Source organism: Ensifer sp. NM-2, assembly GCF_003024455.1.
Classification (GTDB): Bacteria; Pseudomonadota; Alphaproteobacteria; order Rhizobiales; family Rhizobiaceae; genus Ensifer; species Ensifer canadensis.
Genome location: NZ_PVZR01000005.1, coordinates 241,197 through 262,910, shown reverse-complemented (window position 1 = coordinate 262,910; position 21,714 = coordinate 241,197). Strand labels below are relative to the sequence as shown.

General features: G+C 56.9%; 19 protein-coding genes. 12 read left to right on the top strand and 7 right to left on the bottom strand.

Annotation, left to right across the window (positions count from 1 at the left end):
• Positions 1-36 precede the first annotated feature (36 nt).
• The 4 genes from C6558_RS12935 to C6558_RS12920 all read left to right on the top strand — a co-directional run bounded on the left by C6558_RS12935 (position 37) and on the right by C6558_RS12920 (position 2,736).
• On the top strand, positions 37-411 hold the full coding sequence (locus tag C6558_RS12935) for a transposase (protein WP_199197008.1): 375 nt from the start codon (positions 37-39) through the stop codon (positions 409-411).
• A 49-nt stretch (positions 412-460) separates the two neighbouring features.
• Positions 461-754, top strand: coding sequence for an IS66 family insertion sequence element accessory protein TnpB (gene tnpB, locus C6558_RS12930; RefSeq protein ID WP_199197006.1), 294 nt, complete (start codon positions 461-463; stop codon positions 752-754).
• 63 nt (positions 755-817) lie between these two features.
• On the top strand, positions 818-2,440 hold the full coding sequence (locus tag C6558_RS12925; RefSeq protein WP_199197002.1) for an IS66 family transposase: 1,623 nt from the start codon (positions 818-820) through the stop codon (positions 2,438-2,440).
• A complete protein-coding gene (locus tag C6558_RS12920) occupies positions 2,440-2,736 on the top strand; it encodes a hypothetical protein (protein ID WP_107027315.1) in 297 nt (98 codons plus the stop codon). Before C6558_RS12925 ends, C6558_RS12920 begins: the two co-directional genes overlap by 1 nt.
• A 208-nt stretch (positions 2,737-2,944) precedes the next feature.
• Here C6558_RS12920 and C6558_RS12915 read toward each other — a convergent pair whose 3' ends face one another.
• Positions 2,945-6,037, bottom strand: coding sequence for a CheR family methyltransferase (locus tag C6558_RS12915; protein WP_057218395.1), 3,093 nt, complete (start codon positions 6,035-6,037; stop codon positions 2,945-2,947).
• A gap of 143 nt (positions 6,038-6,180) precedes the next feature.
• Here C6558_RS12915 and C6558_RS12910 point away from each other — a divergent pair, with 143 nt between their 5' ends.
• A complete protein-coding gene (locus C6558_RS12910) occupies positions 6,181-6,558 on the top strand; it encodes a response regulator (protein WP_063997123.1) in 378 nt (125 codons plus the stop codon).
• Between the two features lie 134 nt (positions 6,559-6,692).
• On the opposite strand, the gene C6558_RS39665 is transcribed toward C6558_RS12910, so the two are convergent.
• A complete protein-coding gene (locus C6558_RS39665) occupies positions 6,693-6,899 on the bottom strand; it encodes a hypothetical protein (RefSeq protein ID WP_146160887.1) in 207 nt (68 codons plus the stop codon).
• Between the two features lie 307 nt (positions 6,900-7,206).
• On the opposite strand from C6558_RS39665, the gene C6558_RS12905 reads away from it, so the two are divergent.
• The 3 genes from C6558_RS12905 to C6558_RS12900 all read left to right on the top strand — a co-directional run bounded on the left by C6558_RS12905 (position 7,207) and on the right by C6558_RS12900 (position 9,138).
• A complete protein-coding gene (locus tag C6558_RS12905; RefSeq protein ID WP_057218397.1) occupies positions 7,207-7,629 on the top strand; it encodes a hypothetical protein in 423 nt (140 codons plus the stop codon).
• A 114-nt stretch (positions 7,630-7,743) separates the two neighbouring features.
• The gene (locus C6558_RS39660) at positions 7,744-8,334 is read left to right on the top strand and encodes a hypothetical protein (protein ID WP_146160886.1); all 591 of its coding nucleotides are present in this window, start codon (positions 7,744-7,746) and stop codon (positions 8,332-8,334) included.
• 291 nt (positions 8,335-8,625) lie between these two features.
• Positions 8,626-9,138 (top strand): BA14K family protein, encoded by a 513-nt coding sequence (locus C6558_RS12900; RefSeq protein WP_082557461.1) that lies wholly within the window; start codon positions 8,626-8,628, stop codon positions 9,136-9,138.
• A gap of 270 nt (positions 9,139-9,408) precedes the next feature.
• Here the strand turns inward: C6558_RS12900 and catE are convergent, their stop codons facing one another.
• Together catE and C6558_RS12890 are read right to left on the bottom strand one after the other, a co-directional pair.
• Complete coding sequence (gene catE, locus C6558_RS12895) at positions 9,409-11,559, bottom strand: catalase C (RefSeq protein ID WP_057218401.1); 2,151 nt, start codon at positions 11,557-11,559, stop codon at positions 9,409-9,411.
• Between the two features lie 90 nt (positions 11,560-11,649).
• Positions 11,650-11,937, bottom strand: coding sequence for a hypothetical protein (locus C6558_RS12890; protein ID WP_057218403.1), 288 nt, complete (start codon positions 11,935-11,937; stop codon positions 11,650-11,652).
• A 431-nt stretch (positions 11,938-12,368) separates the two neighbouring features.
• Between C6558_RS12890 and C6558_RS12885 the strand changes: the two genes are divergently transcribed.
• The 3 genes from C6558_RS12885 (at position 12,369) to C6558_RS12870 (ending at position 15,759) form a co-directional block, all read left to right on the top strand.
• Positions 12,369-13,160 (top strand): nucleotidyltransferase family protein, encoded by a 792-nt coding sequence (locus C6558_RS12885; RefSeq protein WP_057218658.1) that lies wholly within the window; start codon positions 12,369-12,371, stop codon positions 13,158-13,160.
• Between the two features lie 5 nt (positions 13,161-13,165).
• Positions 13,166-13,903, top strand: coding sequence for a metallophosphoesterase (locus tag C6558_RS12880; protein ID WP_057218660.1), 738 nt, complete (start codon positions 13,166-13,168; stop codon positions 13,901-13,903).
• Between the two features lie 749 nt (positions 13,904-14,652).
• A complete protein-coding gene (locus tag C6558_RS12870; protein ID WP_082557463.1) occupies positions 14,653-15,759 on the top strand; it encodes an ATP-dependent DNA ligase in 1,107 nt (368 codons plus the stop codon).
• 828 nt (positions 15,760-16,587) lie between these two features.
• On the opposite strand, the gene C6558_RS12865 is transcribed toward C6558_RS12870, so the two are convergent.
• Genes C6558_RS12865 through C6558_RS12855 form a run of 3 tightly spaced genes read right to left on the bottom strand, consistent with a single transcriptional unit; the run spans position 16,588 to position 18,516 of the window.
• The gene (locus tag C6558_RS12865) at positions 16,588-17,568 is read right to left on the bottom strand and encodes a DUF3618 domain-containing protein (RefSeq protein ID WP_057218407.1); all 981 of its coding nucleotides are present in this window, start codon (positions 17,566-17,568) and stop codon (positions 16,588-16,590) included.
• Positions 17,568-17,984 (bottom strand): phage holin family protein, encoded by a 417-nt coding sequence (locus tag C6558_RS12860; protein WP_057205397.1) that lies wholly within the window; start codon positions 17,982-17,984, stop codon positions 17,568-17,570. The genes C6558_RS12865 and C6558_RS12860 overlap by 1 nt, the downstream gene beginning before the upstream one ends.
• Positions 17,977-18,516 (bottom strand): hypothetical protein, encoded by a 540-nt coding sequence (locus C6558_RS12855; protein WP_057218662.1) that lies wholly within the window; start codon positions 18,514-18,516, stop codon positions 17,977-17,979. The genes C6558_RS12860 and C6558_RS12855 overlap by 8 nt, the downstream gene beginning before the upstream one ends.
• A gap of 536 nt (positions 18,517-19,052) precedes the next feature.
• On the opposite strand from C6558_RS12855, the gene ligD reads away from it, so the two are divergent.
• The gene (ligD, locus tag C6558_RS12850) at positions 19,053-21,689 is read left to right on the top strand and encodes a DNA ligase D (RefSeq protein ID WP_057218665.1); all 2,637 of its coding nucleotides are present in this window, start codon (positions 19,053-19,055) and stop codon (positions 21,687-21,689) included.
• The last annotated feature ends 25 nt before the right edge of the window (positions 21,690-21,714 follow it).

Sequence of the window (21,714 nt, the reverse complement as noted above, 5' to 3'; positions counted from 1 at the left end):
ACGTCGTTTGCGACGTGTCTTAGGCGAGGGTATGGGATGCGTGTCGAAATTCTTGGTCAGGAACGGCGGCGGCGTTGGGGTGACGAGGAGAAGCTCGACATCGTCATGTCGGTTGGGCTCGACGGTGCGACGGTTACTGAGGTTGCCCATCGGCACGATGTGAGCCGGCAGCAGATTTACGCCTGGCGGCATGAGCTGAAGAAGAAGGGTTTGTTGCCGCCCACTGCCGATACGGTCTTCCTTGCCGTAGACACGTCCGCCATGCATGGCGCCCCGCTCGTGCGTGAGGACGTTGCGCGCGTGCCTGCAATGATCGAGTTGCGGTTGAACGATGGGCGCAGCCTTCGCTTCGACAGTGGCGTTGATGCCGCCGTCCTGACTCGGCTCATCCGGGCGGTTGAAGCAGCATGATCGGACCAGGAACCGGTGTTCGAGTGTATCTCGCCTGCGGAGCCACGACATGCGCAAAGGGGTAGAAGGTTTGGCTGCGCTTGCGCAGGATGTGCTACGCCAGAAGCCGACGGGAGGTGCAGTCTTCGCGTTTCGAGGAAGACGGGGCGATCGCATAAAACTTCTGTATTTTGATGGCCAGGGCTTCTGCCTGTACTATAAAATTTTGCAGAGAGGGCGTTTTCCATGGCCTTCAGCAGCCGATGGAACGGCGCGGCTGACAGCGGCGCAACTGGCCATGTTGTGGGAAGGGATTGATTGGCGACGTCCGAACTGGGGCGCTCCACCGGCGCGTGTCGGTTGATTTTATGTCACTGAATCTGCTTGTTTTTATGGATATGCGTCCTGACCTATGGTAGTCAGGATCATGTCGAACGCGAGCCAAAATCTTCCCGACGATCCGGCCTTCCTGAAGGCGATGATCGCCGCTTTGCAGGCGGAAAACGCGAAGATGTCGGCGACGTTGCAGGCGCACGACCAATTGATTGGGGAACTGCGGCTGCGCATCGCCAAGCTGAAGAAACAGGTCTTCGGCAAGTCCTCGGAAAAGATCGAACGGGAAATCCAGCAGCTGGAACTGGCGCTGGAGGATCTTTTGATCGCCGCAGCGGAAAGCAGCACCAAGCCGCTCGATGAGGTCGATGCGGCAGTGACTGCCGCGCCTGTGGCAAGCACGCCCGAAAAGACGATGCGCCGCCGGCCGCGGGTATCGGAAAAGGCAGTTCGCGAGCGCAAGGAACTCGATCCCGGTACCTGCTGCCCCGATTGCGGTGGTGAATTGCGCCTTGTCGGCGAGGACGCCAGCGAAATCCTCGACATGATCGCTGCGCAGATGAAGGTCATCGAGGTCGCTCGATTGAAGAAGTCCTGCCGTTGCTGCGAGAAGATGGTGCAGTTGCCGGCACCAAGCCGTCCAATCCCGGGCAGCATGGCAGGTGCTGGACTTTTGGCTTACATCCTGGTCTCGAAGTTCGACGACCATCTGCCTTTGTATCGCCTGAACGAGATCTTCGCCCGCATGGGCGCCGACATTCCGGACAGCACGCTGGTCGATTGGTGCGGTCGCGCCATGCAGGTGCTCCAGCCGCTGATTGAGCGGATCGAGACCGCAATCATGGGCAGTGACCTCCTCCATGCCGACGACACCCCGATCCGGGTGCTGGATCGTTCTCTTCGGGATAAGGGTTTGGGCAAGGGTGTGAAGAAGGGCAGGATCTGGACGTATCTCCGCGATCAACGTCCCTGGGCGGGAGCGGCTCCACCGGGCGCGATCTATTACTTCGCCCCGGACTGGAAGGAAGAGCACGTCCACCATCACCTCAGGCAGACAAGCGGCATCCTTCAAGCCGACGGCTACAAAGGGTACGGGAAGCTCTATGAACCTGGAGCTGATGGGGCGCGCCGCTTCCGCGAAGCGGCCTGCTGGGCGCACTGGCGCCGCGACTTCCATGATATCTGGACATCGAACAAATCCGAGATCGCGCGAGAGGCTCTCGATCGTATCGGCGCGCTTTACGACATCGAGCGCGACATTGCCGGTCAGCCTGCCGATATCCGCCTTGCCGCGCGTCAGAAGCACAGCAAGCCAAAGGTCGAAGCATTCCGCATCTGGGTCGAAGCCCAATTGACCCGCATTCCAGGCAAGGGCGATCTGGCGACGGCTTTCCGTTATGGCCTGAGCCGGTGGGCGTCATTCTGCCTGTTCCTGGAGGACGGTCGCGTCGCCATGGATAACAATGCCGCCGAGCGGGCCCTGCGCCCAATTGGAATCGGAAGAAAGAATTGGTTATTCGCCGGCGCTGACACCGGGGCAGAGACCTTGGCGCGTGCCATGACGATCATCGAGACGGCGAAGATGAACGGTATCGATCCGCAGGCCTATCTGGCTAACGTGCTCGACCGTATCCACGATCACAAGATCAATCGCCTCGACGAACTACTCCCCTGGAATTGGTCACCAGTCGCCACCACCTGCGCCGAGGCAGCCTGATGGCAATAATCACTTATGTCCGCACGATCAAATATGTCGCTGAAATTCTTGGCGAGGATCCGGAGCTTCTCCGGGCAATCATCTCCAACGATGATAATCTGACCTACGGCAGCATCATCAGCGTCTATAACGGGGAGGACGAATCCATCACCGCGCTGACAGACGACGGCATGGAGGAACTGGAACAGATGCTCTCCTACGCCCGCCGTTCAACCGACGAATGGAACGACTTCCTCGACAGCTTTGTCGACGACGAGGAGCTGATCGCCCGCCTCAAAGCGAAATCTCCGCGGTAACAATCGGTAGGTTACTATTGGCGCGTGCCCAGCAAGGCTACGCCGACGCACCGTTTACGGGGCGCAGACTTCAAGCGGCGATTTCAGCTATGTGAGACTTCCTGATGCGCTCGACGAAGCCCGCCCGTTCACACGGACAGCGTGCGCGGCCGGCCGGGCCTCTACTTCGCCGGACCGAAAAGGCGCGAGCAGTACACTTGCTGAACATTCAGTTTAAGGGAAATGACAGAAAAACAGTCAAACCTTCGGGCTCGAACTTTGTTTCGACCTCGCCTCCAAGCCGGTACCCGATTTCTCCCCGCAATAACTTCATTCCAAAGCCGTCCTTGGGGGGTGCAGTTATGGAGGGACCTCCCCGCTCCATCCATTTCAAAGTGAGAAGGTTGTCATCGGCTTTCCAGTGAACGAGCACGCGGCCATCGGAACTGGTAAGCGCTCCATATTTGGCAGCATTCGTCGCGAGTTCGTGGATGACCATTCCCAAGGCAAGCCCGCGCTGAGGATCGAGTTTGATGTCCCGTCCGTCCAGGGTGACCCGGTCGCCGCCAAAGGGCGAGAGCTCTTGAGAGACGAGCTCCAGGATGGATACATCTTTCCAGTTGTCGCGCGACAGCAGAGCGTATGCGCGAGACATGGCTTTCAGCCGTCCGACATAGGCTGTGTAGAATGCTTCCGGTGATGACGAAGATTCCATAGTTTGGGCAGCAATGCTGATCGTGACCGCCAGCATATTCTTGACCCGGTGATTGAGTTCCGAGATCAGAACTTTCTGGTGGTCTTCGGCTTCCGCAAGAGTTGTGACGTCGATGAGTGTGACAATAACCCCGTCAATCCTGTTGTTTTCACCTCGATAGGGTATGAGCCGCGCAAGGAAATGTCTCCCCTGGTTGTCGCGCGAAAGATGATTGTCGCGACTTTCACCGGTGGAAAAAACTTCGGAAATATGGGCTTTCAGGTCCGGATACTGGATCTCGCTGGACAATTCGGTGAGCGGTCGTCCGACATCCGCCGGCCGCACCTTGAAGAACTTGGATGCAGCCGGTGTAAAATTGCGGATCACCAGGTTTCGATCAAGGAACACAGTGGCAATCTCGGTTGCATCGAACAGGTTCCTAAGGTCGTTGTTCGCCCGGTCGAGCTCCTCCACTTTTCCATTGAGTTCGGCGTTTATCGTATTGAGCTCCTCGTTCAGCGACTGCATCTCTTCCTTCGAGGCCTCCAGCTCCTCGTTGGACGACTGGGCTTCCTCGTTGACGGAAACGAGCTCCTCGTTGGACGACTTGAGTTCCTCAAGCGCGGTCTCGTACTCCTCGATTGTCGACTGGAGACGCTCGCGAGTTTCGCGCAATTCCCGCTCGAGTTCGACGGTGCCGTCGACATCGCGCTGTACACGCCCTGGCCCCGAGCGTGCCCGCAACGGGCCAACCGAATGGAAGAGAACGATGTACAACGGTTCACCGGTCGTTCGCCCGTTCAAAGGCTCAACTGTAATCGTCACATGCTGTACACGGTCGTCATCCGCGTCGACGAGAACGTTATCCTTGATCACGCGATTTCGCGACGACGCACACTCGCGCAAGGCCGCTCTCAAATCGAGGCGAAGATCCCGTTTAGCCATATTGAGGAGCTGGCGGCTTGGACTGCCTTGAGGCACTTCGAGAAACTTAGCGGTCTTGCCGGAGGTGTAAACGACATCACCGTCGGCATTGACGACGACGTGGGCCGGGGCGAAGCTCTCAAGCACATGTGTTTCCACCACTTGCCGCAACTGCGAACCGCCAAGTCCCCGTGCTTCGAGTTTTGCCAAGTTGGGAATTGTGTACTGCTCGTCGCGCCCCAGCATCTGAGGTCGGTAGGGCGTTGCATGGCCGCGCGCTTGAAAAATGCGGTTCTTCTTGTCAACCGTGGTGAAGAGGTCTCCATGTTGGCCAATACCCTCGGATGTGCCGAGAAACAGATATCCTTGAGGCCGCAATGCGTAGTGAAACGTCGGAATGACACGGTTCTGAACCTCAGATCCGAGGTAGATGAGAAGGTTGCGACACGAGACGAGGTCCATTCGTGAAAAAGGCGGCTCGCGGATAACGCTATGGGGTGAGAAGATGCACAGTTCGCGCACGCTACCGGCAACGATATAGCTTGCTCCTTCAGAGCTGAAGAACTTCTTTCGCCGTTCCTCCGAAACGCCTTCGAGCAGCGCTTCTGGATAGCGCGCGGTCCGCGCGATCTGCAGTGCGTGATCATCGATATCGGTCGCGAATATCTGCACTCGCGGCACGCTCGCCATATTTTCCATAAACTCGCGCATCAGGATCGCGATCGAGTAAACCTCCTCGCCGGTTGCGCAGCCCGGCACCCATACCCGAACGGTATCGGCTGCTGACTTGCCGGCAAAGAGTTGAGGGATGATCGTTTTGGCAAGGGTCGCGAATGCGTCAGCATCGCGGAAAAAGTTTGTGACGTTGATCAGCAGGTCGCTGAAAAGCCGCAATACCTCTTCGGGATCCTGTTCCAGACACCCCACGTAAGCTTCGATCGTATCGAATTGTCTGACCTGCATTCGACGCCTGACGCGCCTTAGGAAGGTCTTCGGCTTATAACCGGAAAAGTCGTGGCTAGTCTGCTTTCGCAGAATGGCATAGATCTGATTACGAGCGTGATTAAGATCACTCGCCTTCTTCGCTTCGTCATTGTCGCCGAGATCCGAGAGCAGGTCGAAGCTCTGTGCGAAAGCCAGGAGCTTTTCGCCCATCGCCTGGGCAGGCAATGCCAGATCGATCAGACCGACCGAAATTGCGCTTTGCGGCATATCTGGATTGCGGGGACCAGAGCCGTCGGCAATCTGCGCAATCGTAAGGCCACCATATTCCTTGATCGCCTTTACACCGAGGGTGCCGTCGCCGTCTCCGCCAGAGAGAACAACCCCGACCGAATATTCTCCCTGATCCTTAGCGAGCGCGCCGAAAAATATATCGATTGGCTTGCGTTCACGGATGTGATTTTCAAGTTTCTTGCTGGCAAGGACGCCGTTTTCAATCGTCAGAACCACATTCTGCGGCATGACGTAGACCACATCCGGCCGGATTTTGACTTCTCCAGAGGCGAGGACCACCTGCATGTCAGTGAAGCGCGCGATGACCTCATGAAGGTGGCTTTCGAGCGCAGGGTTTAGATGGGTGACGATGACGAACGCCATGCCGCAGCGTTCCGGAAGGCCACTAAAAAATCCCTCCAGCGCCGGAATCCCACCCGCCGAGGCGCCAATGCCAACCACGGGAAAATTTGGCTCTAATCGCGTCAACAGGGCCGCTCCTTTAGACCGAATACGCGGTCCCCCTATGGACTAGAGTTAGGACGGAAGCTTATATTTGGCAATATTTAATCGACACCGGAACATGGAACGGTCATGTTGGTCTAAGCTTTTGACAGGAAGAGAAAAAAGCCATGACATCGGCGTTAGGCCACGTGCTGGTGGTGGAAGACGAACCAATGATCGCGATGGAGCTCGTCTGCGCCTTGGAGTTGCAAGGGGCGACTGTTGTTGGCCCTTTTGCCGGCCTTCGCCAGGCTACGGCCGCCATCGAGAACGGTGCGAAGCTCGACGGCGCCGTACTGGACCTGAACCTACGGGGTGAATTGAGCTTCTCGGTCGCCGACCTGCTGCGCGCCAACCATATTCCTTTTGTCTTCACCACAGGATACGGACTTGAGGATCTGCCCCGCAGGTATAGTCAGGTTCCGCTTTTAGCCAAGCCAATCGATCCGTCTCAGGTGATTGAAAAGCTCGCCGAAATCGTGGCGGCGTCCAATCGGGCGGAGTAAGCTCAGGGTTGATGCGCGCTTGGAATATCAGATCCGGTCAATACCCCCTGGAACTGGGCCAGAGAGCGACTGCTTGTGGGGATTTCAAGCAGCCGCGTAATCAAATTCACAAGGCAGACATCCGTTGACCGTGTTCAGTGATTACGGTCGATTTTTCCGTTCGCCCGAAGTTCGGCAATCTTGCTATCAAGATCAGCTGTGTAGGGCCCAAACTTTTCGAACAGTTCGCGTGCTGCTCGCGGTTGAAGCCCATGAGCTCGGATGAATTCATCTAAGTCATACCGCGTGTTCCAATCACTAATGCGCTTGCCGAATCCTGTTCTGGTATTTTCGTGATGCATCGTCGTCGCCTCATCTGGACGCTACTTTGCGGGGCCGCCTGAGTGACCTGTTCGATAAGCCAACTGCCTCTGTTGCCAAAAGTTCCAGTGGGCAGCATCAGTGTCGCCCGTCTGGTTTCGCGATCACATTCATCCTCCTGGGCCAGCCGCCGTCACTTCGGCTCAACCAGCAGCCGGCGAAATGACAATGGCTCGATTCATACCTGCGTTCCCGCGCGATCTTCATCGTGTCAATCCAACAACGTCATGGTTGACTCCGCGTTTCACTCAGCGGAAAACGATTCTTGGCAGCAGAGGGAGAAAACTGATGGCTGATGAAAGCAATACTGGTACCACAATCGAAGCTGTAGAGACCGCCGCACCGGCAAAGACGCCGGTACCGAAAAAGCAGCGTGCGCCGCGGGGCACGAAAGCAACTGCAGAAGCAACGGGCACCACAACGGTTGCGAAGACGCCGAGAGAGCGCAGGAAGCGCACCGACGAGGGCGTAGTCGCAAAGCTTGCGCCCGTCAAAAAGCAAGTTGCTGAAAAGACGACTTCCGCCCTCAAGACCGGAAGCACGAAGACGTCGAAGCTCGGCGGACCAAAGGCTTCGTCGTCCGTCTCGGCGATCGATGAAATGGCCGACCTCATCCAGCTTGAAGAAGAAAATAAAAGGCTCCGCAAGGAACTGGCCACCAAACTGCGGGCGGAAAATTCGGAACTGCGCAAGCGGTTAGGACTTGATTGACCGGGACCGACAGCAGGGGCCGGTTGCGAGATCGACCTTGGCCCCTACATTCCTCGTAGGACAGACATTCACCGAACTCACGTGAGAGTTCGGATCGCTCGAGGCTGACGATCGATGAAATCACCATGGAACCTATTTGCTCGACTGACATCGCGGGGACGGTCGGCAGAACCACGCGAGATTTCGATTGAACACGACGCCGACAGTCAAGCAAATGACACGCAAGAACAACAAGTCCGCGGCGCTCAGTTGAGTTCAACGGATCCAACCGGTGCATTTCAGGATCGTGAGAATGGATCGGATGAACTCAAGGAGGCTGCATCTTCGGATCTGACCGAACACCAGGATGATAACGCCCAAGCCGTCTCTACAGACGCCGCCGTTGAAGAGGCACCTACGCCGGAAAATCAGCGAATTGGCGAACTGCCTCCAAAACAGTCAGCCTCGTTGCCTAAAAGCAAGCAATCTCCTAAGGCGCCACAAATTCAAGCGCGCGCTAAGAAGTCCGGAACCGGGAACGTTAAGAAGTTCCCTTCGAAAGCGAACACGGATCCCGGCGCACAGTTATCAGCCCGGGAAGCATTTTTCGAGGAAGTGGCGGTTTTGGACGACGAAATTCAGCAACTGAGAACCCTGTTGGCCGAAAAGCTCCATCTGCAGAATCTCCACCTCAGAAAAATGCTGGAGCGTTTTGACCGGTCGTGAGCCCGAGAGCCCAACAGCCAACGCGATTTTAGCCATTCCCGCGCCTGGCTCCTCGTCGATCTCCGGCGGGCTCAATTGTCGTCTGCGATGATGAAGTGATCTGGCGGATGGACAGCAGAAGGCAGCCGGACGGCAATTTGTCCAATCCCTACTCTGGAATAAAGCTGCTCCCCGGCGACGCAGAATTTCGCCTGTAAAAAGCGATTTTGGTGTAAAATTATGCGTCCTTAAAAAAGGCTGCGGTTGACGCGCCGACTTCGACGCACTGCGCCGCAAAGGAAGGGTAAGCCAATGAAAAGGTTTGCAATCGTTTCCCTGTCGCTGGTGATGATGGTTACAGGCATTCCGCCTGCCATGGCGTTTCCCACAATAGCGACGCCGAAGATCGACGCGGGGCAAGCGCAATTGGTTCAATACGCACGATATCGCGGCGGCGGGTACTATGGTGGATACCATAATAATGGTGGTGATGAGTGGGCCTGGGCACTAGGTGGGCTTGCCGCCGGCGCAGTTATCGGGGGCCTCCTGGCGCAGCCCCGATATTATCAGCCCTATGGGCCGGGATACTACGGGTCGGGATACTACGGACCGAGATATTACCGGCCAGGCTATTATCCACGCAACTATTACGGCCGGAGCTACTACGCTCCGCGCTATTATGCGCCGCGTTACCAACGCCAAGTCTATTACGGCGGAAATGCTCATACGCGTTGGTGCTACGGACGATATCGCTCCTACAGGGCCTACGACAACACGTTCCAGCCCTACTATGGCCCGCGGCAGGCGTGTGTCTCGCCTTATTGAGCGAGAAGGCAATGATTATCATGTTCCGGGTTTGAAAGGGCGCCGCGTCGCCGACAACGTCGCCTTCGCGGCGCTTTCCGCGACGCACTCTAGCCAGTGGCTTCGTCCGGACCTGCCGCACAAAGTCGACAGTGATTGGGAAGGCTTTGCCCAACGCATGGCGCTGCGCAGAATTATATGGAGACATGAGCAACGGTGCGGCGATCAAAACACCACAGGAGGTCGCCGAGCATTAACGGCACGGCTTCACAGCCGTGCCGGTGCGTGCTCCTATTTGATTGGCGGCGAAGAGGCTTTGCCGAGTTTTATCGATGGCTCACGTCCCCACACGCGAAGCTTGCCGAGCTCTGATACAAAGCTTGGAAGCCCTTCGTCGCCAGGAAGGGCAATAACGCCTTCGTCGACCGCTTCGGCGATGCCCGCTTTTTCCAGCAGAGGGAGAGCAGATTGATCGTAGCCGATGAACTTGCAGTGCTGAAACGCATCGGCGACAAAATCGCGAACCGTTGCCTCTCTCAGCAAGTCATCCATCGCGGCTTCTGAAGTCAAAAGGGCGACAGCATCAAACAGAACTGATGGGCCGCCATCGATCATATGGTGGGCTTCGACCCACGTACCGTCGGATGCAGTGACCCCACCGACCTTTGGAGCGATCAGTTCGACCGTGGCTTTTTCCTCAATGATTGCCCCAGTCAGTTCCTTCAAGAGCTTGGCGTTAACGCCATCGGATACAAGAATGCCCAGCTTGCGGCCTTCAAAACGTTTCGGCCCGCGTTCTATGATGCTCAATGCGGGCGACGGCGTCAGATCCTGGCGGGTCGGCGCAGCTGCGTCGGCGGGCTTTGGCATGGTCTGAAGACCGAGTTTTTCGGCAACGGTGGTCGCAAGGGTCTCATCGATATTGAGAAGATGAGCCACCATGCGCTCGCGAATGACGGGTGTTTCAACCTTACTGAGTTCGAATGTCAGCGCCATTGCAATATGCCGCTGCTCCGGCGGGGTCTGACTGATGTAGAATTGCCGGGCCTGGCTGTAGTGGTCAGCAAAGCTTTCAGGGCGAAGGCGAACTTTTTGGCCTTGCTCTTCGGCAGGGAAATGCCGATATCCGCGCATCGGAGACTCCCTCGGTCCCTCCCCGTGAGAATTGGGCTGGTAGTTCGTTCGCCCCACGGGATTGCGCATGGCCATGTGCCCGTCCTGTTGGAAATGGGCAAAGGGACACTTCGGAGCATTAATCGGCAGGTGGGTGAAGTTCGTGCTGCCAAGTCGCTTCAACTGCGTATCAAGGTAGGAGAAGTTCCGGCCTTGCAACAGCGGATCGTTGCTGAAGTCGATGCCTGGCGGAACATTCTGCGTCATGAAGGCTACCTGCTCGGTTTCCGCGAAGAAGTTATCGGGCATTCTATCAAGCACAAGGCGACCGATCGCCTTGACGGGAAGGATCTCCTCCGGGATGAGCTTTGTCGGATCAAGTACATCGAAGTCGAAGCTGTCGGCGAATTCCTGATCGAAAAGCTGAACACACAGCTCCCATTCGGGGAAATTCCCCGACTTGATCGATTGCCAAAGATCCCGACGGTGAAAGTCCGGATCAGCGCCGTTGATCTTGACGGCTTCGTTCCAGGCGACCGACTGCAATCCCAGCTTGGGTTTCCAGTGAAACTTGACGAACGTGGACTCGTCCTTGGCATTGATAAAACGGAACGTATGGACTCCGAAGCCTTCCATGAAACGGAAGGAGCGCGGGATAGCACGATCAGACATGACCCACATGACCATGTGCATGCTTTCCGGTGTCAGGCTAATAAAGTCCCAGAAATTATCGTGTGCGGTTTGAGCCTGCGGAAATGCTCTGTCCGGCTCCTGCTTGGCAGCATGGATCACATCAGGAAACTTGATCGCGTCTTGAATGAAGAACACTGGAATATTGTTGCCGACGAGGTCCCAGTTCCCCTCCTGAGTGTATAGCTTGACCGCGAAACCGCGAACGTCACGCGCGAGGTCAGCCGAGCCTTTGTTGCCGGCGACCGTTGAAAAGCGAACAAAGGCAGGCGTCTTCTCACCCGGTCGCTGGAACAGATCTGCTCTAGTGTATGCCGCGAGAGATTCGTATGTTTCAAAAAATCCGTGGGCGCCATAGCCGCGGGCGTGAACGACGCGCTCGGGAATTCGTTCATGGTCGAAGTGGAAAATCTTCTCGCGGAAATGGAAGTCTTCGATCAGCGCTGGTCCGCGTGCGCCGACCCGCAGCGTATTTTGGTCGTCAGCGACCGGGCCGCCTTGAGCGGTCGTAAGGACGGGTGTGTCGTTTTCAGCGATCTGGTGAAGTTCGCCGCCCTGGCCGCGTCGCAGTTTTTGATCGTGTATTTCTGCGATTGTCGCTTGTTGTGCTGACGGAACGCTTGTCGTCTTCTTTGCCATTGGATAGCTCCTGGAAAACTCGGGTTTGGATTGTTGCTGGCGATCAGAAGCAAGGGGGCGTTTCGAAGGGAAGTGTCTGCCCCGTTGTCACTAGCTTGTTTTCTTGCGGAACCCTCTTGGATTGGCCGATCGATCGCCGAGCTTTGACCATGCCGCCTCTGAGATCAGAAGGCTGTAGAGCGCCGGCTTGCCAAAGATCTCGACCAGGAGTTCGACCTGGCCTTCAGTTTTGCCGCGGTGCTGGAGGAAACTTCCCCTGCTGTTCTCAGCCAGGGCGAGGTGCGCTGTCCTTGGCCGTTCCCTCAAGACGTTCTTTTCAACTAAACAGATGTCCTCGGGGGTGTCTTGAAAGGGATCGAGGGTTTCTCCCGTAAGCATCACAGCTCCGATCGCGTTCGAGGGATGACGAGGGCCGAACGTCGGGGCGGGGTCAAAGTTCCTCCATCGAACGAAAAACTGTCTCAGTTTGATGAGGGAACCAGCGAGTGCGTTCGCAATTGTTTGCTGGCAGCAGAATGCTGAAGACAATACCAGACACGAGTTCTAGGTCTTGGAGGGATGTTCACCGACGCTGCGAATGTCTTGGCCACGGGCAGGCAGCCTTCACTTGCAAGTCATTGAGGGCCGTAGATCCAGTCGAACATGAGTTTGGCATCCCTGCCGTGCGAATTGAGGGGAACATCCGGTTTTGTTGGATGTTTCATTCAAAGAGAACGGAGATTTTGATGAACGCAGATCCCAATGACCCCCAGGCTGGCGCGAATACGCCAGCGGAGACGGCCGCCCACCCGGTTGAGGCGATGCCCGGAATGGAGGTGAAGGCCTCGCCGACAATGGCCGATGCGGATGCGGAGGCGTTCGTGGCCGAAGCTGTTCAGGAACTTGCCAATTGTTCGATCCCGTTCCTCTTGGCCGGCACCTTTGCGATGAGCGCCTATACCGGTATTGCCCGGCAGACGAAGGATCTTGATATCTTCTGCAAGGCTGGAGACTACGCCCGAATCCTCGCTCACTTCAGGGACAAGGGCTACACGATCGAGGTCGAGGACGACCGTTGGCTGGGCAAGGTCCGGAAGGGTCGGCACTTCTTCGACGTCATCTTCGCAGCATCAAACGGCACGATGCCTATCAGCGATTCATGGTTTGAGAACGCGCGTCAGATTGAGATGAACGGGCACAAGATCCGGATCATAGCGCCTACGGAACTCATTTGGTCCAAATGCTTCATTCAGGTCCGCCATCGCTACGATGGCGGCGACGTGGTTCACATGATCCTGCGCGCAAGCGATGAAATTGATTGGCATCGGCTTCTCAGTCACATGGAAGTCCACTGGGAGGTCCTCCTTATCCATTTGCTGAATTTTCGCTGGGTTTATCCAACCGAGCGCGACAAGGTTCCTGAATGGTTGCTGGAAGAGTTACTCGACCGATTGAGTGCACAGCGCAAGATGCCACTGCCGCAAATGAAGGTTTGTCGGGGCAGGATGTATAGCCGGGTCGACTTCGAAATCGATGTCAAGGAATGGGGGTTTGCTGACGTGGGTGGAGAAGGGGAATTGCGGGATGTAAAAGACGAGACAGCACAAGGAGACGCGGTGTGACGGAAATGAGCCAAGCCGATAGAACCTTGACCTCTGCCAAGGTTCGCATAGCCGCGATGGGTGACCTGCATATGAAAGAGCAGGACTCCCCGTCTTACAAGGAGTTGTTCAGCGAGGTCTCTCAGGAGGCCGACATACTCGTCTTGACCGGAGATCTTACGGATCTCGGCAAACCGCGCGAGGCTGAGCTTCTTGTTGCCGATCTGCGATCCTGCTCCATTCCGGTGGTCGGCGTTTTGGGAAATCACGACTACGAATGTGGCCATGTGGAGGAAGTCAGGGCGATCATCAAAAGCTCGGGGATGCATCTTCTCGAAGGACAAGCGGTGGACCTAAATGGCGTCGGCTTCGCCGGGGTCAAAGGCTTTGCAGGTGGGTTTGGTCGGTTCATGCTAAGCTCTTTCGGCGAGCCCGCAATCAAAGCCATGGTGGCCGAAAGCGTTGAAGAGTCGATGCGGCTCGAAAACGCCCTTCGCCAGATCCGATCGGAGCGGGCGATGGTCGTGCTTCACTATGCTCCCATCGTTGAAACAGTGGAGGGCGAGCCAATTGAGATTTATCCCTTCCTCGGATCATCCCGCCTTGCTGAGACCATCGACCGATTTCCCGTCTCTGCGGTCGTTCACGGTCACGCTCATCGCGGAAAGTACTCTGGTAAAACCCCAGGAGGCGCGCCAGTTTACAATGTCGCATCTCACGTCGAAAAACCGACCGGAAAAGCTTATGCGCTCCTAGATTTGTAGGGCCGTCAGCGGATGTGAGACCGGGAAGCCGGAAAGACGGTCATGTGTCCGACATGTCTTTTGTGGTCGAAGTGCGATGACCTGGAAGAATTGTATGGTGATCCACTTTCGATCTGGCGACCTTGGGCACCAGGTATCGTTGGTCGCAGTATCGACAGCGGCCATCACATGGCGGAGGAAGCTCCACACGAAGTTGCCGCGGCGATCATCGCCTTTCAGCATGGATCAACGCCATGAGCTCCCGGACCTGACGAGGCAAACAGTCCCGTTGACATTGAGGCGTGAGATTTCCATCGCCCAGCCTTCGGTCATGCTGGGCGACGAACGAACGCTTTTCTGCCAGGCACATCGGCTTCCTGCAAGTGCTGACTTGCGTAGCAGCAACACTTCTGTCTACCGCAGAATCGCCATGCTGAAAAAACAAAAAAATATCAAAATGGGAACCAGTCCTTTTGCCCGAGGTTAGGGCGACACGTCATGTTGAATACAACGTTTTACCGGAGGAAACAGGACACGGGTCATCAGCAGCAAGGTGGCCAGGCCAGGGTGGCCACAGAGTGGTAGCCAGGGCGGCCAAGGCGGTCATCAGGGCGGCGGTCAAGCGTACAGCAGGGTGGCAAGCGGGGAGGGGTCAACGGCCAACGCTATCGCATCTTCCACCGTGGCCTGATTTACTGAGGGGTCTTTCTCAGCTGACGCGTTCGGTAATCACCCAGTGCCAATGCAGGATTGCCGCAGAACGAGGTGTGATGGCAAAACAGGTTTCGAAAACAAATCTGAACTTTGGAATATCGATAGAAACCGAACCCATGGAAGCGCGTTCAGCGGATCAACTCCCATCAGGAGAGGGTTGGCAGTATGAGCCGAAGTGGGACGGTTTCCGATGCCTCGCTTTCAAGAAGGGTCGTGAAGTGGACTTGCGGGCAAAGTCAGGCAAGGGGCTCGCCCGCTTTTTCCCGGAGATGGTGGCATTCCTCGCTGCGCTGCCAGTTGATCAGTTCGTGATCGATGGTGAGCTTGTCATCGCGATCGACGGGGAACTTAATTTTAACGCCCTGCAAATGCGACTCCATCCGGCGGAAAGCCGCATCACGACATTGTCGATCAAGACACCAGCAAGGCTAGTCGCCTTCGACATGCTGGTAGACACAAACGGTATGTCCCTCCTCGCCAAGAGTTTAGGATACCGCCGAGCCAGGTTGGAAGCTCTGGCGAAAACCGTAGCGGACGGAGAACATCTCTTGCTGTCGCCGTCCACCAACGACGTCGCTGAAGCCCGCCGCTGGTTGTCCGACGCAGGAGGCGACACAGACGGCGTGATATGCAAGCGCATCGAGGCCCCCTATCTGCCTGGTGATAGGGCAATGACGAAGGTTAAGCGGCTTCGAACGGCCGACTGCGTTGTCGGCGGTTTTCGATATGACAGCAACGGCAAGCTGGTCGGATCCTTGTTGCTCGGGCTCTACAATGACAATGGTGAACTCGACCATGTCGGCTACACCTCCACGATAAGGAACGACGAAAAACCAGAGCTCACAGCAAAGCTTGAGGCCTTGCGCGAGGCACCTGGCTTTACAGGCAAGGCTCCGGGAGGTCCGAGCCGTTGGGCGACGAAGCGCACTTCACAGTGGCAGCCCCTTAGACCTTCTCTGGTGGTCGAGGTTAAATTCGATCAGATTACGGGACGCAGATTTAGGCACGGGACAAAGCTCCTTAGATGGCGCCCGGATAAGAAGCCATCCCAGTGTGATTTTAGGCAGATCGAACCGGCTGCGGTCATCAGTGCCCAGGCAACAATGCCCGCAGGCGTCCAGACCGCCACGAAGCCGTCGAGCCGTAGAGCGCAACGGAGCTGATTATCTTCAGCCAAACAGCTCTCGACTTACCAAGGCGAAGCCTGGAACTTGTTTTCGATTTCGCGGTTTGCACACCATCGAGATCAATCAGGATCACGATTAAGGGAGTAATGCGAAATGGCAGCAACAAGCAAACCAGGTGCAAAGTCGGCGGGCAGGAAGGACGCTGCCACGAAAAAGAGCACGTCCCCGGGCAAACAAGGCGGAAGTCACGAACAGGACGTGAAAGCCGGCCAGCAGAGCCACAAGAACACAAAATAAGCGAACAAGAGCCCGTCCTGAATACGGGCTCTTGTAACGAGCTTCCTCGACCGAGATAGCCTATGTTCGCGCGGTGCCTTCCGCCGAACGCCTCCACCTCCGACCCCAAGCCTGTTCACAAGATCGTATGCTCACTCGTGAACAGGAATTCCTGTCAGCCGCTGGGGAGCTAACCACCCTAAACGCGTGGCTCGCGAGAACGCGGAAGCACCAAGGAGTGCAGATTCCGAGGCAATCCGCCCCCGCATTCCGAAATGATGCCGCCCCCCAATTCCGAGAATTAACCGCCCCCTTGTTCCGAGATGATGCGGCCCCCTGATTGGGGTGTTTGTCGGGGTGTTCTGCTGGTGAGACGTTCGTCCTTTCAGTTAGAGCGCGGCTATCCGTTGTTCGCTCAACACCTTCGCCGCACCCTCACTACATTGATATTCGTAAACTATGCGCTCACTGGGCCAGATTGCAGCCTCTCGCCATGACCAACCGAGGGGCTTCGTCCAGACCGCCCACAGGCTCTGATACCGATCGCAGCACCAGCGCGACCGTTCACCGTGGATGGCGCGATTAGCGCTAACGCTCCGTCTTTACTTGTTCAACTTCTTCCATGACGCGATCCCTGGCGACATTATGAACGTCCGAGGCGACGTGGACAGCGGTCTCGTAGACATCAGATGCCATCTCCTTGCCTTCTTCGACAAGTTCGGAGGTTTGCGCGGCGATATTGGTCTTTACGGCATCTGCCGCCTCTCCAAGAACTTCGTCTTCCACGTCAGTGTGCGGTAACGCTGCACCGATGGCGGCTCCGACGGCAAACGCCAGTGCCCCACCAACAAGCGGCTGGTCGCGGAAGTGCGTTAGGATAGCATCATTAAGACGATGGGACTGGTCTTTGAGAGTTGATCCTGCCGCAGATGACGAACCGACCACGGCGCTTGCCGCGTCCGTGGCTCTTCGAGCAACATCACCAGCCGTGTCCTTGACCTTGTTCCAACTCGCAGACGCCCAACCAGTAGAGGCATGGAGCACCGCACCCGCCTCATCGGTAATATTCGAGATCTGCTTGCCAGTGGCATCTGCAAACCCCCGATAGGCCTTTCCGCTTGCGTCAAGAAAGTTGCCTGCACGGCGACCCGCGCTGTCGGTCAGAGCCCGGAAACGCTGTCCAGCGTCGTCGGTGAAATGGCTGTAGCGTTCCTCGCCAACCATTTCCGGCGGACCAACGCGCCGCACGGATCCATAGGCGGTATAAAGCGGATAAGGTTCTTCGAACGGTACTGCATACTCGTCCGGGGCTGACCCTTGCTTGGCCATCAACCAGGCGAGGCTCACCCCCATCAAGGCCACGGGCAAGGGGTTTGCTTTCAACGCGTTGCCGAGGTTGCTGAGATACTCGGCCCCGCCGCTGCCCTTGGCATAGGCAATCACTTCATCGACGAGCTGCCCGGGGGACATACGCTCCTGGATCGCACCTATACGTGCTTCGATCCGTTGACGGTCGGCGTCAATTTCCTGCTGAATGTCGGCCGAGGATTTTTCTGACGATTGGTCCATCACATTTTCTCCTTGACGACATCGACATCGCGGCGAAGCGATGCGGTCGTGCGGTCAAGCTTGAAATTGGAGCCCCGCAATGTTGCGAGACCTTTGGAAATGAGCGCCCAAGCAATCAGGCCAACCACCAGGCCGACGACTAGGGCGGACGTCGCATTGGCGGTGACCTCGTTCATTCCGTTGCTGACGAGAGACGCAGCAAGACCGCTCACCAGCGCACTCAGCAACACTCCAACCGCGCCGATCGCAAAAATCAGCCCAATCATGAGGACTTCGACGCCGCCGAGGGCTTTTGCCACCTTTTCGGAGGCCTCGGTCTTTGCAAGATCAATCTCCTTCCTCAAGAGGCCTGAGACATCTGAAACAAGGCCGCCAACAAGTTCGGAAAGGGGCATCTGATCGGTCGTTTTAGCCATTGTCACGCCCTCCTAGTGGGGAGCTCGCCCCAGGGGACTGAAAGTCACCGGCAGCCGATTTGCTGGCTGCAGCGTGACTAGAAGCGCGTCGTGCAGACGCTGCAAGGAATCTGCTCGCAGCGACCCCGGCCAGTGCAGCCAACCCCAGGAATGCGACCGGCTGCTTGCGGCCAAAGTCTTCCGCCATTCCGGCTATTTCACCGAGGTCTCGGCCTTCCATATTCCGTGCAACCGCTGCGACACTCGCGCCGATCTGCTTAGCGTACCGGCCTACTTCCGGCTGGTCACCCCTTTCGAGCTCCGCACCCACCTTCTTTAGAGCAGTAGCGATCCCCGCCGTTTGACGCGCCGCGAACGTCGTTTTTTCTGCCAGGGTGTCTTGCACCCTTTCCATCGCAGTGTTCGCGCTGTCCTTAACGGCATCCGTCGCAGCGCTTAAATCGTCGCTGACCCTCGCTTTTAAGTCGCTGAGACTGGCGGGTTTTGCTCCATCTTTGGCGCTTTCGGAGAACCTGGGTTCGGCTGGGGGCATAACGCCACCCTGTGTGATCTGGTTGGTTGGGTCTGGCATGGCTTCCTCACGAGGTGTTTCAGGCAGCGACTGCTGCACTTTGCGCTCCAACCACAAGGCAATGCCTTTGTTCCGCCACCTCGACGGCAACCGCGTGGAATAGGATTGTTCTGGTTCGGAGTGTCGCAACCATTCCTGGAGCAGGTAACTGGACGCCACCAACGAGCTGCAATACCCATCCCGCAAAGGGACCATAACGCATATCTAGCGGTCATCTTCTACCTGCTCGCTGGACAAAGCCTTGCCCCTTGCACACTTGCCACCATGGCCCGGTGTGCGCTGCAGCAAAGCCTCAAGGAATGTCATCCTCAATGGCGCAGGATAAGGAGCCTGCCCCAATCATCTGCCGCCGGACCGGTTTTGCGGCCCGCCTAACAATAGCTCTCTTCGCAAGAACCAAACACTCGGCCAGCCAGGAACTTTCATCGCCTGAGGGGCTTTATCTAGCTAAGGCAAGCCTCCCCCGGAAGGTCCATTTAATGTCAGTCGAGGGCGTCATGGCGAGTGAGAAATTATCCAGCTACCGACAGAAACGCGATTTCGAAAAGACCCGTGAACCAAGCGGTCAATCGGAGGTAAAGCCCTCTAATCGCCGGCGCTTTGTCATTCAGAAGCATGACGCCACGCGTTTGCATTACGACCTCCGCCTCGAGCTTGATGGCGTATTCAAATCCTGGGCCGTGACGAAGGGGCCGTCGCTCGATCCGCACGATAAACGCCTGGCCGTAGAGGTCGAGGATCATCCCCTCGACTACGGAGATTTTGAAGGCACCATCCCCAAGGGTCAATACGGCGGCGGAACGGTGATGCTGTGGGATCGCGGCTACTGGGAACCGGAGGGGAAAGAGGCTCCGGACGAGGCCTTAGCCAACGGTGACCTGAAGTTCACGTTGGAAGGTGAACGTCTGCAAGGCAGCTTCGTGCTCGTGCGCATGCGCAACGATCGCAATGGCAGCAAACGCACCAACTGGCTGTTGATCAAACATCGCGACGAATATTCCGTGGAGGAGAACGGTGCGTTTGTCTTGGAGAAGAATAACCGTTCGGTTGCATCTGGCCGCACCATGGAAGCCATCGCGTCAGGAAAAGGACGACAGCCTACGCCCTTCATGTCGAAAGACGGGGGATTGGAGGCCGACGCTGTTTGGGACAGCAAGAACGGATTAGCCGCAAAACAGCAAAAAGCCGGTCGTAGGACCAGCAAGAAGCCAGCAAGCAGCACACGCGGACCCGCACCAGATTTCATCCCGCCGCAGCTATGCGAAACATTGGCTCGTCCGCCCTCGACTGAGGGCTGGGTTCACGAAATCAAATTCGATGGCTACCGTATCCAAATGAGGGTCAAAGACGGCGACGTTACGCTGAAGACCCGAAAGGGCCTGGATTGGACCGCAAAATATCCAGCCATTGCCAAGGCGGGAGCCTTTCTTCCCGACAGTATACTTGACGGTGAGGTCTGCGCGATCGATGAAAATGGGGCGCCCGATTTCGCGGCTCTCCAGGCAGCCCTGTCAGAGGCGAAGACTGATGACCTGGTCTACTTCGCCTTTGATCTCCTGTTTGCCGAAGGCGAAGACCTGCGGGAAAAGCCACTTACAACCCGCAAGGATCAACTAGCTGCGATGCTCTCGAAAGCTGGCGATGATCCCCGCGTTCGTTTTGTTGAGCATTTTGAAACGGGCGGAGATGCGGTCTTAAAGTCGGCCTGTCGACTTTCACTTGAAGGCATTGTTTCTAAACGGGCGGACGCGCCCTATCAATCGGGCCGAACCGATACTTGGGCGAAATCAAAATGCCGCGCGGGACATGAGGTAGTGATCGGCGCCTATTCGACAACCAACGGCAAATTCCGCTCCTTACTTGTTGGCGTTAATCGCGGTGACCATTTCGTTTACGTCGGGCGGGTTGGCACGGGTTACAGTGCCAAGACAGTTAAAAGCATCTTGCCCAAACTGCAGGCGCTTGAAGCGGCGAAGTCTCCGTTCACCGGCATAGGGGCGCCCAAGAAGAAGCCCGGTGTCGTGTGGCTCAAGCCCGAGCTTGTCGCCGAGATCGAGTTCGCCGGCTGGACGGGAGACGGGCAGGTGCGCCAAGCGGCGTTCAAGGGTCTTCGCGAAGATAAACCGGCCCGAGAGGTCGAAGCGGAAGCGCCCGCCTCCCCGAAGAAGGCGATTGCGGATCCCGAAACACCAGCAACATTGCCGACACCTCCTCGCAAGAAAAGCAAAGCCGAAGTGATGGGGGTGCTGATTTCCAACCCTGAAAAGCCGCTATGGCCGGATAGTGGTGATGGCGAGCCAGTGACGAAGGTCGATCTTGCTCATTATCATGAGGCTGTGGGCTCTTGGCTTATCGAGCACATCAGAGGACGCCCCTGTTCGATCATCCGAGCGCCCGATGGGATTAATGGTCAACAATTTTTCCAACGGCACGCTTTGCCTGGTACCTCGAACTTGCTCGAGCTCGTCACTGTCTTCGGTGACAAGAAGCCGTATCTCCAGATCGATCGGGTCGAAGGTCTTGCCGCCATCGCTCAGATAGGCGGCATAGAGCTGCATCCTTGGAACTGCGAACCCGGTGAACCCGAGGTGCCCGGACGCCTTGTGTTCGACCTCGATCCCGGCCCCGGAGTGGCGTTTGATCGCGTCATCGAAGCGTCGCGAGAAATCCGCGACCGCCTGGAAACACTCGGTCTTGTCAGTTTTTGTAAGACAACCGGAGGGAAGGGACTGCACGTCGTCACCCCCCTTGCAGCAGCCAAAGGCAAAGCCCTGAACTGGTCTGTGGCCAAACAGTTCGCCCACGATGTCTGCGAGGAAATGGCGCGCGACAATCCAGATCATTATCTGATCAAAATGGCAAAGAACCAGCGGGAGGGACGCATCTTTCTCGACTATCTGCGAAACGACCGAATGTCGACCGCAGTTGCGCCGTTGTCGCCCAGGGCCCGTGACGGGGCAACCGTCTCGATGCCCCTGAATTGGAGCCAGGTAAGAAAGGGCCTTGACCCGACACACTACACCATCCGCAGCGTGCCAGACCTATTGGCCAAGAGCACCGCCTGGCAGGACTATTGCAACAGTCAGCGCTCGCTCGCAACGGCGATCGAACGGTTGGGCGGTACGGCTCGGTAACCGAAGTGGGATCGGCTGAATCTCA

Coding starts and splice junctions, on each gene's coding strand:
- C6558_RS12935 (WP_199197008.1), top strand. CDS start 37: ATGCGTGTCGAAATTCTTGGTCAGGAACGGCGGCGGCGTTGGGGTGAC.
- tnpB (WP_199197006.1), top strand. CDS start 461: ATGCGCAAAGGGGTAGAAGGTTTGGCTGCGCTTGCGCAGGATGTGCTA.
- C6558_RS12925 (WP_199197002.1), top strand. CDS start 818: ATGTCGAACGCGAGCCAAAATCTTCCCGACGATCCGGCCTTCCTGAAG.
- C6558_RS12920 (WP_107027315.1), top strand. CDS start 2,440: ATGGCAATAATCACTTATGTCCGCACGATCAAATATGTCGCTGAAATT.
- C6558_RS12910 (WP_063997123.1), top strand. CDS start 6,181: ATGACATCGGCGTTAGGCCACGTGCTGGTGGTGGAAGACGAACCAATG.
- C6558_RS39665 (WP_146160887.1), bottom strand. CDS start 6,899: ATGCATCACGAAAATACCAGAACAGGATTCGGCAAGCGCATTAGTGAT.
- C6558_RS12905 (WP_057218397.1), top strand. CDS start 7,207: ATGGCTGATGAAAGCAATACTGGTACCACAATCGAAGCTGTAGAGACC.
- C6558_RS39660 (WP_146160886.1), top strand. CDS start 7,744: ATGAAATCACCATGGAACCTATTTGCTCGACTGACATCGCGGGGACGG.
- C6558_RS12900 (WP_082557461.1), top strand. CDS start 8,626: ATGAAAAGGTTTGCAATCGTTTCCCTGTCGCTGGTGATGATGGTTACA.
- catE (WP_057218401.1), bottom strand. CDS start 11,559: ATGGCAAAGAAGACGACAAGCGTTCCGTCAGCACAACAAGCGACAATC.
- C6558_RS12890 (WP_057218403.1), bottom strand. CDS start 11,937: ATGCTTACGGGAGAAACCCTCGATCCCTTTCAAGACACCCCCGAGGAC.
- C6558_RS12885 (WP_057218658.1), top strand. CDS start 12,369: ATGGAGGTGAAGGCCTCGCCGACAATGGCCGATGCGGATGCGGAGGCG.
- C6558_RS12880 (WP_057218660.1), top strand. CDS start 13,166: ATGAGCCAAGCCGATAGAACCTTGACCTCTGCCAAGGTTCGCATAGCC.
- C6558_RS12870 (WP_082557463.1), top strand. CDS start 14,653: ATGGCAAAACAGGTTTCGAAAACAAATCTGAACTTTGGAATATCGATA.
- C6558_RS12865 (WP_057218407.1), bottom strand. CDS start 17,568: ATGGACCAATCGTCAGAAAAATCCTCGGCCGACATTCAGCAGGAAATT.
- C6558_RS12860 (WP_057205397.1), bottom strand. CDS start 17,984: ATGGCTAAAACGACCGATCAGATGCCCCTTTCCGAACTTGTTGGCGGC.
- C6558_RS12855 (WP_057218662.1), bottom strand. CDS start 18,516: ATGCCCCCAGCCGAACCCAGGTTCTCCGAAAGCGCCAAAGATGGAGCA.
- ligD (WP_057218665.1), top strand. CDS start 19,053: ATGGCGAGTGAGAAATTATCCAGCTACCGACAGAAACGCGATTTCGAA.